The organism is Butyrivibrio sp. XPD2006, assembly GCF_000420865.1.
Taxonomy (GTDB): Bacteria; Bacillota; Clostridia; order Lachnospirales; family Lachnospiraceae; genus Butyrivibrio.
Genome location: NZ_ATVT01000011.1, coordinates 62,382 through 77,720 on the forward strand (window position 1 = coordinate 62,382; position 15,339 = coordinate 77,720).

Sequence of the window (15,339 nt, forward strand, 5' to 3'; positions counted from 1 at the left end):
AAAATTAATAAGTCTTAAGCTGTCTCTTGTGTAATTATTAATTGATTCTTAACTGATATTTGATAGAGGTCCCCATGAATAAGCTGATAACCAAACTCATTAACTTCTACAAAAAGGAAACAGAACTTGATGTGGTGTTCTTTAAGCTCCTGGGAACTGCAGGTGCGATCATCAGTCTGATAGGAGCGGTGCAGTCGATCTTTACACTTACAGACTGGGCAGGATTTTTCATAAACATGGCAGCTGCGGTGGGAAGTGTAGTTCTTGTTCTTTTTGTGGACAGGACAGGTCATTATCTCATTGGATATCTTATAACTTCCTTTGGCATATTTATGGCTCTGTTTGGCATGCTCTTTTTCGAAATGGGTGGCCTATATGGCTCAATGCCATATTTCTTCTCCTTTGGCATTCTGTTTACTCTTTTGATGTATCGTACGCCATGGATTCGCATTGTAATGCTGTTTATTCATGTCATTTTCTATGCGGGACTTTGTTATATTGCGTATTATCGACCGGAAACGGTTACTCCGTTTGACACACCACAGGCACAGTACGTAGACCAGCTCACCGGAATCTTCGTGGCCAGTGTGGGTATAGGTATCATCTTCCTGATGTATATTCGGGAATACAGGAAACAACAGCGTCTTGCCCAGGAGTCCAGCAATGCCAAGAGTATTTTGCTGGCAAATATCAGCCATGAGGTAAGAACGCCTATCAACATGCTCCTTGGCATGAATGAGATGATCGCCAGAGAAGCGGAGAACACTCAGATACTGGAATATTCCCAGAACGTAGATGTTGCCGGCAGACAGCTCCTGTTCATGATCAACCAGTTCCTTGATCTTTCCAGGATTGATATGGGAAAAGAGGAGGTCTTTGAGGAAAACTTTGATCTGAAGAACCTCATCGATTCGCTGGCACTCTTTTACAGGAAGGAAGCGGATAACAAGCATCTTGATTTTGTAGTTGATACGGACAAGGATCTTCCCAGGTACTTTGTGGGTGATGTAAGAAAGCTCAACCAGATTCTGATGAATCTTTTGTCTAATGCCTTTAAATATACTAAAGAAGGTATTGTCGTGTTCAGTATCCATAAGCTTGAAGATAACGGCGGAAACGTAAAGATGCGATTTGAGGTCTCTGACACGGGCATTGGAATAAAGAAAGAAGATCAGGACAAGATCTTCGAGAGCTTTGAGAGATCCGACATTGTCCGAAACCGCGGAATTGAAGGCACAGGTCTTGGCCTTGCGATATCCGGAAACCTTGCAAAGCTCATCGGATCTCAGATAAAGGTAAAGAGTAAATACGGTGAGGGAAGCCAGTTCTGGTTCGATGTCGCGCTAAGGCGCGGAACCGAGACGGAGACAGAAATCTCTTTAAATGAATCTTTTATCGCCCCTGAGGCGGTTATTCTCGCTGTAGATGATAACAATATGAACCTGACGGTTCTTAAATCTCTTTTGAAAAGAACTCTCATCAAGGTGGATACTGCACAGTCTGCCCAGGAGTGCTATGAGCTCTGTAAAGACAGAGACTATGACCTTATCTTTATGGACTACATGATGCCTGATGTTGACGGTATTGAGGCCTTGAAAGAGCTAAGAAGGATGGATAAGGATTCCGGTAAAAAGACTCCCATCATTGTCCTTACAGCGGATGCAACGCCCGAGAGGAAAAAGCTCTTTTTGGAAAATGGCTTTGACGACTATCTTCTTAAGCCATTGGACGTGGAGCTCCTTGAGAGCACACTCATAAGGCATCTTCCGGAGAGGCTTGTGACAAAGATTGAGAAACAGACGCAGATTGAGGTTCCGGAGGAGACTCTTATGCGTTTTAAGCAGATACTCTCGCAATACGATATCTCTTTTGACATGGCAATGAAGCACTTGAGCGGTGATATATTGCAGTTTGTAAGGATTGCAGAGTTTTTTGCAGAGAGTGCAAAAAAGAATATGTCTGAGCTCAGGCGGTTCATTGAAAACAAGGATTATGAGAACGTTGCACGCTTGACTCATTCTTTAAAGGGCAATTCCGGGAATGTTGGCGCGGAGGACCTTTATTACAATGCCAAGAGACTTGAGAAGCGGGCAAAAGAAAGCGATGGAACATACGTTGACGCTGCTTCAGAGCTCTTTTTCATGGAGTGGGAGCGCGCCAGGACAGGGCTTGTGGCCTTCCTGTCAGAATTTGAAAAGATAAAGCCATCTCTTGAGGAGGTACAAGATACGGTAGGAACCGTTCTTGACAAGGATGAGCTTGTTGAAAGGCTCATAGATGCCATAAATAATGGCAATCAGGCTCCGGCCCTAAAGTATGTAGATGATCTTGCTGATAAAGTGGGTGAGACCGATGTTATAGGCGAGATCAGAAGGTGCATTAAGAACATCGATTTTGACAAAGCCGAGGAATTTGCACTTAAATTAAAGAGGTAACAAAAAGGCACTTATCTATTACGGTATAACTGCTATGATAAAAGGGAGAGAAGGCTATGGAAGAAAGTTCGGGCACATGGTCGGAGGGTATGATGGAATACTACAGGATTCTCTGTGTAGATGATGATATAAATATGCTGAACACTGTAGAGGATATACTGATAAGTTCCGGCTACAGCGTAAGTCTTGCCAAGTCAGGAAAGCAGGCCATTGACTTTGTAAAAAAGGGCATCGGCTTTTCCCTGATCCTGCTTGATGTGGATATGCCCGGGATGGACGGCTATGAGACCCTAAGGGAGATAAAGAACCTTGATGAGGGAAAAGATATCCCTGTGATATTCCTTACTGCCAAGGATGAGCCTGATTTTGAGATAAAGGGCTTTGAATATGGCGCAGCAGACTATATCACAAAGCCCTTCGTAAAGAGCGTATTCCTTGCCAGGATCAAGAACCGTATAACAGCTCCTTCAAGACAGAAAGCCATAGAAAACGAAAATCTGGGACGTCTAAAGAATATCCTGTCAGACCTGGAGCTTAAGATAGCAGGGTATATAGCAGAAGGCCTGTCAAATCAGGAGATAGCAGATAAGACCAGTTATTCCTACGGCTATGTCAGAAGGATTGTATCCTCGATCCTGGAGAAGACCGGGATGAAAAGAAGGTCGGATATACGTCAATTTCTGAAATCAGGTTAAAATTTTCCCGTGAAGCATATAATTAAGTGACGAGGAGATATGCTTCCATATTCTTTAAATGATATGAATCAGATTATGATGGGGTGTGCTTCAATACTGGCGCGAGGCTTGATTTGTCCGATTTTCTACGCCCATGAGGCACTTTTTGTCATATATAGAGAAAAATATCGGCATCCAAAATTTTGTAAGCCTGATTTTCTACGCCCACGGGGCACTTTTTATGATATAGAGAGAAAATGAAAAAGTCGACTTCAGCAAATTCTACACCCACAGGGCACTTTTTAGCATATAGGTAGAAAATATGAGGGACAAAGATTTTGGGCTCAGATATTTTCTACGCCCAGAGGACACTTTTTAGCGTATATGTAGAAAATTTGAGCAACAAAGTTTTTAGATCTAATATTTCTACCACCAAAGGCTATATTAGGATCATAAAAAAGCCCCCTGCACCCGGTATGTTGCCATTTTTAAGTTGCCATCGGTAACCTTTGTGCAGAGGGCTTTTATCATTATTCAGTTATATCTTTGTTCCGATCAGGGGCATCTATTTACTGCCCAAGATTTACAAGCACAATATCATCAAAGCTGACGTTTGCAAAAGCTCCGCCATCTCGCTGTGAAGCCCAGATTCCGTACTGGATATCACCGGCACCTTCAGGCATCTTCATCTGAACACTGTAGCGTTTCCAATCTGCTGTGCCTTCAATCGTTTCATATTTGAACATGCACTTAGGATTTCCATTTTCATCCGGCATATATGTTCCATCCGGATAGCAGAATCGCAGATACAATCTGCCAAAATCTTTTTCAACCTCAGTGTCATCAGCATAAGTATGTGCATAACAGGATATTTCAAATACATCTCCCGGCTTCGCACTTTCCGGAATAAGCACGTCATTAAAAAGGAAAGTATCATAATCCCCTGAAACAGATGAAGCAACAGGAATAAAGAAATACTTTCCTGAATGAGGTCCTGTAACCTGCCCGCCTCTGTCGCTGTAATCTGTAGCCTTCCACACACCAACAGTGTATGCCTTTGACTCTTTCCATCCGGTAAGATCTCCAGTCTCCGCATCGCCGTTGACGATCAGATTCTCAGCAGCTACAGAACTTGATGAAAGTACAATAAAGAGCATGACCCCCGACAACACAATCCCCAATAATCTCCCAAATTTGCCTGTCATTCTCATATCTGTACTCTCCTTTCTTGCAGAAACATGATAAACAAACGTATCATCCATGCCTGCTTAGTATAAACATCTATATTAATGATACCCTATTTTTTACATCATTCCACATGTGATAAGAATATGTCATTGACAAATTGAATTGTCACGCAGCCTTTGATATTCTTTATTTTTACAATATTTTTGACAACAGAAAAGATATTCACTCATCAAGTAAAAGAGGTAACAAAAAGGCACTTATTTCTTAGAGATAAACTGTTATGATTAATTGTGCAAAAGTGGGCTTTATTTCGGCGATGTAACAGGGTAAATGTGCTGCGACAGGTCTTTTTATGGAGGGAGAGATATGAGGAAACGGACAATTGTTGCAATACTTACGGTGGTTATGCTGGTTGCAAGCGCCTGCGGCAGCGAAGGCGCGGCGGATACCGGTGAATCGGCACAGACTTCTGAAGACGGGGCATCTGAAAGCGCTGAGGAAGCTGTAGATAACAAAGGAAATGCAGATTTCGAATACGTTGGTATATGGAAATATGATACACACCCGCTATATATAGATATCGGTGAAAGCAGGTGGCAGGTGTATACAGTATACGGCGATGCGACTAATCAGGGTGATGTTATCGCTGAGGGCGATCAGATCACATTGAAGGATGATGATACCAACTATGAACCGTTCTGGCTTAAAAGTTCCGGAGACGGCAAACTGGTTGATGGTGATGGTGATAGTCTTTCATGTGTTGACAAGATGCTGTTCATGCCTACAGTAGACGATCCTATGGCTAATTCCATAAACTTCCCGGGGGACAAATTCGGAGGCGTAACAATCAGATTCCCGGAGGAGATGGTAGCTACGCCAAGGACAGACATCGCACATGCTTTGGATTTTCATCATTCCATCAAGGGGATATTGGAAGATGACTTTTACAGCACTATCATGATCAGATTCCAGCCTGTTACTGATTATGATGAGTTTCTGCAGAGAGGGCCCGAGCTGGCAAAATATGCCATGAGCTACATGCTCAACAACATGATCGAGACTTTTTACAGAGATTATCTCATTAAGTCAGTGGGCTCATCCTTTGAGGATAAAGGGACCTATTACAGTATCAAAGGCTATATGTGGTTTAACGGAACGATATTTAAGGAGGACATCGATAAGGAAATGTGCGGTGTCATGGAGCTGCGCTATTATGGCCCAAGCGGCTATGTGTTGATGGCGGTTTCAGTCATGCCCGAGAACAGGCTGGGTACTGTATCGTATTTTGCCTCAAAGATCATGGATACCTGCTCCTATACAACCGGCTGGAACACAGCGCCCAAGCCCGTACCTAAGGCAGCCGGTGCGAAAAAGAGCTCTTCAAAACCGAAGAAAAAACCCGCAGGTTCTGATCCCGGCGATTACGGTGATGACTACTACTGGACAGATTCAGACGGCGACATCTGGTATTGGAACGGAGTGGAGAATATATTTGTCAGCTTCGGGTCTGACGGCTACATCGATGATGACGGCGAATACTACGAATCAAACGATGCCGGCTGGGACTATGCGGACAACTATGTGGACGACTATTATGCGGGAGATATAGAGTATTACAGTGATCCCGGTGATACGTATGATTTCAGTGATCCCGGAGACATTTATGACTACAGCGACCCCGGAGATACGTACGATTTTGACTACTCGGATTACGACTGGTAAGTCACCGGGGACGTTACAGATTGACTCATAAATAAACGTCGGAGCCAAGGGCTTGAAGGCCTTGGCTCCGGTTTTGTTTTCGCCTGAAAAAATGTAAAATTGAAATACAGATGAGGAGGCAAAGAAATGAACGACATATTATGCAGACAGCTTGCTATAGATTATTGCTGTAATCCGGAAGATGTTCTTGATGAAAAGAATCATTTTACCGAGCACAGTTTTATTGAGGGCAGACGTAGATATCATGAGAAGGAAGACTGCTATCTTAAGCTTGTTCTGGTTAACGGGAAGATTCTTTTTACAGGGAGAAAAGATATTGTAGAGTGGTGCAGGGAGAACTATTCTGAAACGGGTTCGGAGTGGTTTCTGGAAGTTAAGAACCTTCGCAAGCTAAATGAGCGCTTTGCTCAGGATGGCTATCAGATTGGAATGGCGCATCCATTCTATATTTCAGAAACTGTCTCTGAAGTCGATACCAAAGGCTACGATATTGAGTGGTATCGGGGAAAAGAGATTGAGCAGTTTAGAGGTGATGACAGATTTTGCGAGGCATTTACATACTGCGAGACAGCCCCTGATATAATCGGTGTTGCTGCGATCAAGGATGGCGTCATTCTCGGAATGGCAGGAGCAAGCCTGGATAGTCCGCTTATGTGGCAGATCGGCATCAATGTCGAGCCTGCCGGAAGAAGGCTTGGAATCGGTAAGATACTGGTTGCACTTCTTAAGAATGATATACTTGAAAGTGGACATCTTCCTTACTATGGGACATCCATGGGGCACATAGCTTCACAAAAGGTTGCGCTCGGAGCGGGATTCGTGCCTGCCTGGGCGGAGCTTGTGACTGATAAGATCACTAATTGAGGCTGCACTAGGCCTGTGTGAGGCTTGATTTGGCTGATTTTCTACACCCAGAGGGTACTTTTTGTCATATATAGAGAAAGATATAGGAGTCCGAAATCTTGACAGCCTGATTTTCTACGCCCACGGGGTACTTTTTATGACATAGAGAGAAAATGAAAAAGTCAGCTTCAGCAAATTCTACGCCCAGAGGGCACTTTTTAGCATATAGGTAGAAAATATGAGGGACAAAGATTTTAGGCTCAGATATTTTCTACGCCCAGAGGGTACTTTTTAGCGTATATGTAGAAAATTTGCGTAACGAAGCTTTCTGGCAAAATAATCCTTACCACCAAAGGGCACTTTTGCCTGTATATGGAGAATGACTTAATATCGATGCACATTTTAGTGCTATAATATAAATAATCACGAGTTGGGGCATTAGCGCAGTTGGGAGCGCATCACACTGGCAGTGTGGGGGTCACGGGTTCAAGTCCCGTATGCTCCATTTATAGGACAAGGCGCAAAGTGCCATCGGTTCCGTATGCTCCATTGGCAGACAAAGGAGGATTGTGCAAATGAAATTCGAAACTGTATTATCCAAAGTCAGGAAAATGGCTGAAACCGCCGATGTATCGGGCGTAGATTTCCTTGCAGTTCAGATCAATCTCACAGACTGTGATCCCGGAGTCTTCTACGTTGAGGTCAAGGACCATAAAGTAAATGTAGAGCCTTATGACTATCACGACAGAAACTGTGCGATTACCATGAAATCCGATGATTTCAACAAGCTGATCAGTGGCAAGCTTGATCCTGTCGCAGCATTCACGATCGGTAAGCTGAAGGTAGACGGAGATGTTGGTAAGGCTTTGGAGTTCTCCAAGCTTCTCAAGAAATAAATAGTTGAAATATTTGCACACATTGGACAAAACGATATAGTTCCAATGTGTGTTTTCATAAGTGAGGGTACGTATTATGGCAATAGACAGATTCAACAGACACAGCAAGAGAAGAGATGCATTCATGCTTCACGGGCCGCTGGCGCATCAGGGCTACGACTGGTGGTGGCATTCATTTACCGCACAGGATGCGCTGACAGGAGAGGATAAGCCTTTCTTTATTGAATTCTTTATCTGTAATCCTGCGCTTGCGGAGGATGATCCCGTGCTGGGACAGCTTCCCAAGAATCAAAAAGAGGGAAAACGCCCGTCGTATCTGATGGTGAAAGCCGGGACCTGGGGCGAAGACGCTTGCCAGCTTCACAGGTTCTTTTCCCTGAAAGGCGTTAAGATACACGGCAGTGCGCCGTACAAGATAATGGCAGACGACTGCCTGGCATCCGAGTCCGCCCTGAAAGGGCATATTGTGGTATCAAAAGAGGCTGCAGCTGCCTTTCCTGAGAGAATGAGCGATGCCGGCGAGATCTCTTTTGACCTGGTAATCGACAAGCAGATCGCCTTCAACGTAGGTTACGGCGCAAGTAAGCCCTTAAGGGATGCGGAGGCCTTTGCCATGTACTGGCACGCAGAGGGCATGAAGAGTGCCTATGGCGGAACGATCACGTTTAACGGAAGGAAGTACATCGTTACTCCGGAAAAGAGCTATGGATACGCCGATAAAAACTGGGGAAGAGACTTTACAAGCCCCTGGGTGTGGCTTTCTTCCAACTGTCTGGCCAGTAAAAAGACAGGCAAGCAGCTAAAGAACAGCGTGTTCGATATTGGCGGCGGAAGGCCGAAGATCTATTTTGTGCCGTTGGATCGAAGACTTCTGGGCGTGTTCTATTACGAGGGAAAAGAGTATGACTTCAATTTCTCCAAGCTTCACCTGCACGTGAAGACTGAGTTTAGCTTCGAGGAAAAAGAGGATGAAGTTATCTGGCATGTAAGGCAGGAAAACATCAAGGCAGTGATGGAAACTGAGGTTCATTGTCTAAAGAAGGACATGCTCTTTATCAACTATGAATCACCGGACGGCCAGAAGAACCACAACCATCTTTGGAACGGCGGAAATGGCTGGGGTACGATAAAGCTCTATGACAAAAAGGGCGATGAGACGGTACTTGTAGACGAAGTGGAAGCAACCCACATCGGCTGTGAATACGGAGAATACGGAGAGTAAGGCAGCATGAGTCACGGACGAAACGTATACAAAGATTTGGATAAAATACCGACCGGACATGCAAGAGGGCAGCTCACAAAGGGCTGTCTTGTTGTCGAGGGCGGAGCATTCAGAGGCATGTACAATCAGGGCGTTATGGATTTCCTTATGGAAAATGGCCTGAACTTTGAGTGCGTGATCGGAGTCAGCGCCGGAGCCATGGCGGCTCTTAATTATGCTTCCGGCCAGATTGGAAGATCTGCAAGGTGTAACCTTGAGTTCAGGCACGATCCGGATTATATCGGTGCTCAGGCTATGCTTCATGCCCACAGCCCCTTGAATATTGATTTTGCTATCAGGCCGAACGATAAGCTTGGAAAGCTCGATGAAACCACGTTCTACGATCCGCAAAGGAGATTCGTGGCAGTGGCTACGGACTGTGATACCGGTAAGACAGTGTATTTCGAGAAGGGCAAGTGCAAAGACATTTTAAGCGCAATTAAGGCCTCGGCGTCAATGCCATACGTATCGCCGATGGTGGGCGTTGACGGTCAGAGATGCCTTGACGGTGGCTGCAGCTGCCATATTCCCTACAAATGGGCCATTGAGCAGGGCTATGAGAACATAGTTGTCATCAAGACCAGAGAGAGGGGCTACAGGAAGAAAGAGTCCTCGAAGACCTACGCTGAGCGCTTCTACAAGGACAATCCGGAGTTTGCCAAAAAGCTCATGGCCATGGGCACAGACTACAACAAGGAATGCGATGAGATAGACAGGCTTGAACAGGAGGGAAGGATCTTTGTTATCGCGCCTTCCGAGCACGTAACTGTCAAGCGTGTTGAGAGCAACATGAACAAACTGGGGCATTTGTACTGGCTTGGCTACAACGACGCCAAGAGCAGTCTTTTTGCACTGAACAAGTACCTGAGGTGATGGCATGGAGCTGATAGCACTTGATAAGGATCAGGTCGCTTCTCTTTATAATGAGCGCATGGTCCATGATTTCAAAAAAGGATATACTTTTTTGGTCAGACAGGGGAAAAGATATCTTGTAGATTACCTTGCAGTATATCCCGAAGAAAGAGACAAGGGCAGAGGAGCCACTATTCTTAAGCTGCTGAGTGAATATATCACCGATGCTGAGATTATGATCGTAGAGGTGGAAGACCCCTTCTATGCAGAGTCTTCTGAGGAAAAAGAGATTCAGGAGAGGCGTATTTCTTTCTATTTAAGGAACAATTGCGTGGATACGGGGGTAAGAGTCAGGTGCTTTGGCGTGCCTTTTATCTTAATAAGCTTCTTAGATAAGAGCAGTTTAGACCGGAGCACTGTGTGGGAAGTCTATCAGTCTTTTTACAGAGCAGTACTGCCAAAGAAGATGTTTGATGCGAATATTGAACTCATTAGTTATGCGGATTTGGGGGAATAAATGAACCATAAGCTAAGAAGCGATGCAGATAAGATCATAAAGCAGGCAATTGGCGCTGTTATGCCTAAAGAGGCGGTAGAGCGAGCGCTTACGGATGCGGATCTAACAGGAAATGTCTATATTGTTGCTGCCGGAAAGGCGGCTTACAGCATGGCGAAGGCAGCTTCTGAGCATGTTTCGTATAAGAAGGGCATAGTGATCACCAAGTATGGGCATGTTAAGGGCGAGCTGGAGCGGATAGAGTGCTTTGAGGCCGGACATCCTGTTCTTGATGAAAACAGTATCAAGGCCACAGAGAAGGTACTGGAGCTGGCAGGCGGGCTCAGTGCTGAAGATACGGTACTGTTTCTTTTGTCAGGAGGCGGAAGTGCGCTGTTTGAGAAGCCTTTGGTGGATCTGGCTGAGCTTCAGGATATAACAAGTCAGCTCCTTGCCTGCGGAGCGGATATAAATGAGATAAACACCATCAGGAAAAGACTCTCAGGAGTAAAGGGAGGGCGATTTGCAGAGATTGTAGCTCCTGCGAAGATTTACAGCATAATTCTCTCGGATATCGTGGGAGATCCGCTGGATATGATAGCTTCAGGCCCGACAGTTCCGGATAGTAGTACATGCGAGATGGCAAAAAACATTGTCCGGAAATATGGGCTCAGTCTCTCTGAGAAGGCTCTTTCATGCCTTGAAGTTGAGACGCCCAAAGAAATAAGCAACGCGGCTAACGTAGTGATAGGCAGTGTAAAAGAGCTATGCAGAGCAGCCGGGAAGTGCTGCGAGAGTCTTGGATATCAGGTCGTGTTCCTGACGGACAGAGCAGGTGGAGAAGCAAGGGAAGTTGGCAGAATGCTTGGAGAGATTGCATTTTCTCATGCTTGTGACGGCGAGAAAACTGCATTCATCCTGGGCGGCGAGACAGTTGTACACCTTAAGGGGAACGGCCTTGGCGGTCGTAATCAAGAGATAGCCTGTGGTGCAGCAAAGGCGCTGGCCGGATTTGACAACGTGGCTGTTTTCAGCGTCGGATCTGATGGTACAGATGGTCCTACCGATGCAGCCGGAGGATACGTCGACGGAGATACTATGAAGAGTTTGTCGGATGCCGGGATCTCTTTGGCAAGATTTAATCAGATGCTTGAGGATAACGATTGTTATCATATATTGGATGCGTGCGGAGGCCTCATCAAGACAGGCCCCACAGGGACAAATGTCAATGATTTTTCAGTGGTGCTCATTGGGTGGAAAATGTCTGCTTTGTACATAAGGTAAACGGTTAACCAAAAATCATTCAATTTTACCACATTTCATAAGCACAATTAATAAAGCACCTTCAAAAGATTTGAAGTTTATGTCTAATTGACAGTTTTAGTTGCCCAAAAATATAATATCATTGTTGGGAGTTAATCGATTAACTATACTGGTAAAAGACTTAAATTGAATTAGGAGGTGCCATGAAAAAGGTAAAGTTGTGGCGTAGGAGCTTAATGGCTACAGGGCTTGGTTTGTCGGTAGCTTTGAGCTCTTTGGGAAGTGCGACTGTTGCATTGGCGGCAGAGCAGCCGGCTGTTGAGGCGGCTTTGGAGGTTACCGAGCCAAGTGAAGTTGAAGAACTGACTGCGACGGGTGAAGTCGAAGATCAGACTGCGCCTGAAACAGATGGGGCAGTAAACGAAGAAGTAAATTCAGAGACAACTGAAGTTAACACAGAGACAGAAGCAGAAGAAGAAACGGAAGAAGAAGTAGAGGTTGAAGCGGAGACAGAAGCTGAAACAGAGGTGGAGGCAGAAGCGGCAGATACAGCGGCTGAATCGGATACCGATGTAACTTCCGAGTTAAAAACACAGGAATTCACAATAACCGCAGCGGAGGAGAAGGCTCCATATGTGCCTACAAATCTGGCTTCTCGCGATCACAGGGATTCAGATAACGCATCAGTTAACAGAGATAATATCCATGACGGAGCAATTCTCCAGGCATTCTGCTGGAGCTTTAATACAATTGCCGATAACATGGCTGATATAGCAGATGCAGGATATACTGCAGTTCAGACATCTCCGATAAATGAGTGTCTTGATACCAATCCCGGCAGAAACCTTCATGGTCCTGACGGAATGTGGTATTACCACTATCAGCCTACAGACTGGGTTATCGGAAACTATCAGCTTGGATCAAGAGATGAATTCAAGCACATGTGTGATGTTGCCGATGAATACGGCATCGCGGTTATCGTAGATATCCTTCCTAATCACACAACACCTTCTATGGGCAATGTTTCTGAAAATCTAATAGAAGCAGCCGGCGGAAGTGATGCCCTCTATCATACAACAGGTATGACAGGCGGCGGATATTCAGACAGACTCGAGCTTACATATTATGCTATGGGTGGACTTCCTGATGTAGATACAGAGAATATCGGTTTCCAGGAGTACTTCTATGAATTCTTAAAGGACTGTGTATATCTTGGTGCAGACGGATTCAGAATTGATACAGCCAAGCATATCTCACTTCCTGATGATCCGGTTACTTCAGACTACACAGATTCTGATAGAAATACATTCTATCCTAATATGAGAGAGGCCCTCAACGAATACTCCGGTGAAGTAGGCACAAAGAGCTATGATGAGCTTTTTGTATACGGTGAAGTTCTTCAGGGATCAAGCGACAGACTTGCAGGCTATCAGGAATATATAGGCGGAACAACAGCCAGCAACTATGGCTCAAGCCTTCGTTCTGCTCTTGCAAGCGGAAATCTTTCCGTAAACAAGATCACTGATTATCAGATCTATGATGAGACAGTTGGCGGCAGAACTTATAATGCTGACGATGAGAAGCTTATCACATGGGTAGAATCCCACGACAACTATATGAATGACAGCGAGAGCTGCTGGAAATCCATAAATGACGAGCAGGTTATCCTCGGATGGTCATTTATCGGTGCAAGAAAGGCCGGAACACCACTGTTTTTCTCAAGACCTGATGGAAGTTCAGCTGAGAATCCATATGGTAACAACCTCATCGGAGAAGCAGGAAGTGATATTTATAAGGCACCTGAAGTTAAGGCGGTAAATCTTTTCCGCAGACAGATGCTTGATGCTGATGAGTACATTACAAATCCGGGTGGCAACATCCAAACTGTAATGGTTGAGAGAAAAGGCGCAGATGTACAGGGCGCGGTTATCATCAACAGCGGCCTTAACAGAACTACCATCAACGCTGAGACAGTTCTTGAAGATGGAACATATGCCAACATGGTTGAGGGAAGCGAAGATATCTTCCTTGTAAAAGACGGAATCATCTATGGAAGTGTTGATGCAAGATCTGTAGCAGTTCTCTCAGACAAGCAGGAGGGAACAGGCACAGTAGTTTCTTTCTGCAATTCTGAGAACTGGGATAATGTTGTCGGAAGAGTAGACGGAGAGACACTTTCTACCGTAAACGACAATGACGGATGGTACTGGACAACAGTACTTGACGATGAGTTCGAGATCACATTTGAGAATTCAGACGGAAGCAAGGCTTCACCGGCATACAAGGTTGATACTGCAAGCGGAACCTTTGCAACCCTTGGATCCGATAAGCTCTATTTCAGCAAGGAAGAGGCAGAAGCAGCACTTGGAATTGCTACATATCCTGTATACTTCTTCGGAACTGAAGGCTGGGCAAACGTAAATGTATACGGATGGCTTTCTGACGGCACACAGCTCTTTGGCGGATGGCCCGGAACAGCTGCAGCCAATGAAGGTGAAGGCTGGTGGCGCGCTGACGTTAAAGTTAAGGGTGAGATAGACTCTTTTAACCTTATCTTCAATAACGGTGGCGACAAGCAGACAGTAAATATCGAAGGTATAACACCTGAGAGCGAGGACATTTATCTTGCGGTTGATGCTGAGAAGTCAAGCGGACAGCTGGTTGTAGACAGATATACGAGCAAAGCGGCTGCTGAAGAGGCTGTTGGAGTGTCAGGAAGCTTCACAACAGCATACTTCTACAATACTCAGGGCTGGGAGCAGGTATGTGCATACTCTTGGGGCGCAGCAAGCCTCGGCGAGTGGCCCGGTACAGAGATGACTCAGGAAGAGGACGGCTGGTACAAGATCGTTCTTCCTGCAGGCGCAAGTGAAGATCTCAACATAATCTTCAACAACGGCAATAACGGCAAGCAGACCAGTGATATGAAGATCACTGACATGAAGTACAGATTCTTCCTTCACAACGGAATCGGTTTCCAGAAGTACGGCTCCAAGAAGGACGCTATGGCAGCGATTGCCACAGGCGAGGATATTACCTATACAACAGTTTATTTCTACAATGAGAAGACTGAAGAGGATTCATGGCAGGACGTAGCTCTTTACATCTATGGCGGCGAGAACGGTGAGTACAACAACCTCATCGGCGGATGGCCCGGCAAGACCATGGTGCGTGAGGAAGGAACAAACTGGTACAGCGTAGAAGTTCCCACAAAGGCCATTGAGACAGGTACTCTTACCTATATCTTCAACAACAACGGCGCAGGTGAGCAGCTCTCCGACAACAAGAATGTAACTGTGGAAAAGAGCTTCTTCACAACAAGCAGTACTGATGGATTTGAGAGTAAGGACACAGTTTATGAGTTCCTTGGCATCGAGGTTAATGAGCTGGAAGATCCTGAGAATCCGGACGATCCTACAAATCCTGACGATCCCGGCCAGGAAGTAGAGCCTGTAGATCCTACAAATCCGGATGAACCCGGCGAAGTAGTGGAGCCTGATGACCCTACAGACCCTGAGACTCCCGAAGAGCCTTCTGAGCCTGAACAGCCATCACAGCCTGACAAACCATCCTATGTACCGACACCTGTCGTTAAGATAATCGTACCGGTTATCAAGGTGGTTAAGACGGTTGTTAAGGTAGTTACAAGCATTCTCAGGAGATTATTCTGGTAAAACACAAGAAATAATAGGCTTTACTAATCCTTGAA

At 45.3% G+C, this 15,339-nt stretch carries 11 protein-coding genes and 1 tRNA gene; 11 read left to right on the forward strand and 1 reads right to left on the reverse strand.

Going from position 1 to position 15,339, the window contains the following annotated elements:
- Window positions 1-74 precede the first annotated feature (74 nt).
- Together G590_RS20755 and G590_RS0112780 are read left to right on the forward strand one after the other, a co-directional pair.
- Window positions 75-2,435 carry a response regulator gene (locus G590_RS20755; RefSeq protein WP_022766061.1) on the forward strand — a complete coding sequence of 787 codons (2,361 nt, stop codon included), beginning with the start codon at window positions 75-77 and terminating at the stop codon, window positions 2,433-2,435.
- Window positions 2,436-2,491: 56 nt separating this feature from the next.
- Window positions 2,492-3,130: a response regulator gene (locus G590_RS0112780; protein WP_022766062.1), complete on the forward strand. Its 639-nt coding sequence runs from the start codon at window positions 2,492-2,494 to the stop codon at window positions 3,128-3,130.
- Between the two features lie 548 nt (window positions 3,131-3,678).
- Here G590_RS0112780 and G590_RS0112785 read toward each other — a convergent pair.
- Window positions 3,679-4,320 carry a hypothetical protein gene (locus G590_RS0112785; protein WP_155828768.1) on the reverse strand — a complete coding sequence of 214 codons (642 nt, stop codon included), beginning with the start codon at window positions 4,318-4,320 and terminating at the stop codon, window positions 3,679-3,681.
- Window positions 4,321-4,663: 343 nt separating this feature from the next.
- Between G590_RS0112785 and G590_RS0112790 the strand changes: the two genes are divergently transcribed.
- The 9 genes from G590_RS0112790 to G590_RS20765 all read left to right on the forward strand — a co-directional run bounded on the left by G590_RS0112790 (window position 4,664) and on the right by G590_RS20765 (window position 15,304).
- Entirely contained in the window at window positions 4,664-6,019 is a 1,356-nt protein-coding gene (locus G590_RS0112790) for a hypothetical protein (protein ID WP_022766064.1), read from the forward strand.
- Between the two features lie 126 nt (window positions 6,020-6,145).
- Window positions 6,146-6,883 carry a GNAT family N-acetyltransferase gene (locus tag G590_RS0112795; protein WP_022766065.1) on the forward strand — a complete coding sequence of 246 codons (738 nt, stop codon included), beginning with the start codon at window positions 6,146-6,148 and terminating at the stop codon, window positions 6,881-6,883.
- A 411-nt stretch (window positions 6,884-7,294) separates the two neighbouring features.
- Window positions 7,295-7,367 (forward strand) — tRNA-Ala (locus G590_RS0112800).
- Window positions 7,368-7,437: 70 nt separating this feature from the next.
- On the forward strand, window positions 7,438-7,758 hold the full coding sequence (locus G590_RS0112805; RefSeq protein WP_022766066.1) for an SCP2 sterol-binding domain-containing protein: 321 nt from the start codon (window positions 7,438-7,440) through the stop codon (window positions 7,756-7,758).
- A gap of 76 nt (window positions 7,759-7,834) precedes the next feature.
- Window positions 7,835-8,980: a tocopherol cyclase family protein gene (locus G590_RS21555; RefSeq protein WP_022766067.1), complete on the forward strand. Its 1,146-nt coding sequence runs from the start codon at window positions 7,835-7,837 to the stop codon at window positions 8,978-8,980.
- 6 nt (window positions 8,981-8,986) lie between these two features.
- A complete protein-coding gene (locus G590_RS0112815) occupies window positions 8,987-9,892 on the forward strand; it encodes a patatin-like phospholipase family protein (RefSeq protein ID WP_022766068.1) in 906 nt (301 codons plus the stop codon).
- 4 nt (window positions 9,893-9,896) lie between these two features.
- A complete protein-coding gene (locus G590_RS20760; protein ID WP_022766069.1) occupies window positions 9,897-10,388 on the forward strand; it encodes an N-acetyltransferase in 492 nt (163 codons plus the stop codon).
- Entirely contained in the window at window positions 10,389-11,651 is a 1,263-nt protein-coding gene (locus G590_RS0112825; protein WP_022766070.1) for a glycerate kinase type-2 family protein, read from the forward strand.
- Window positions 11,652-11,833: 182 nt separating this feature from the next.
- Window positions 11,834-15,304, forward strand: a complete 3,471-nt coding sequence (locus G590_RS20765) for a starch-binding protein (protein WP_022766071.1) — start codon at window positions 11,834-11,836, stop codon at window positions 15,302-15,304.
- Window positions 15,305-15,339: the final 35 nt, after the last annotated feature.

Bases quoted from the DNA above. Each gene is read 5' to 3' on its own strand.
- G590_RS20765 (WP_022766071.1), top strand. From the start codon at position 11,834: ATGAAAAAGGTAAAGTTGTGGCGTAGGAGCTTAATGGCTACAGGGCTT.
- G590_RS20755 (WP_022766061.1), top strand. From the start codon at position 75: ATGAATAAGCTGATAACCAAACTCATTAACTTCTACAAAAAGGAAACA.
- G590_RS0112790 (WP_022766064.1), top strand. From the start codon at position 4,664: ATGAGGAAACGGACAATTGTTGCAATACTTACGGTGGTTATGCTGGTT.
- G590_RS0112825 (WP_022766070.1), top strand. From the start codon at position 10,389: ATGAACCATAAGCTAAGAAGCGATGCAGATAAGATCATAAAGCAGGCA.
- G590_RS20760 (WP_022766069.1), top strand. From the start codon at position 9,897: ATGGAGCTGATAGCACTTGATAAGGATCAGGTCGCTTCTCTTTATAAT.
- G590_RS0112780 (WP_022766062.1), top strand. From the start codon at position 2,492: ATGGAAGAAAGTTCGGGCACATGGTCGGAGGGTATGATGGAATACTAC.
- G590_RS0112805 (WP_022766066.1), top strand. From the start codon at position 7,438: ATGAAATTCGAAACTGTATTATCCAAAGTCAGGAAAATGGCTGAAACC.
- G590_RS0112815 (WP_022766068.1), top strand. From the start codon at position 8,987: ATGAGTCACGGACGAAACGTATACAAAGATTTGGATAAAATACCGACC.
- G590_RS21555 (WP_022766067.1), top strand. From the start codon at position 7,835: ATGGCAATAGACAGATTCAACAGACACAGCAAGAGAAGAGATGCATTC.
- G590_RS0112795 (WP_022766065.1), top strand. From the start codon at position 6,146: ATGAACGACATATTATGCAGACAGCTTGCTATAGATTATTGCTGTAAT.
- G590_RS0112785 (WP_155828768.1), bottom strand. From the start codon at position 4,320: ATGAGAATGACAGGCAAATTTGGGAGATTATTGGGGATTGTGTTGTCG.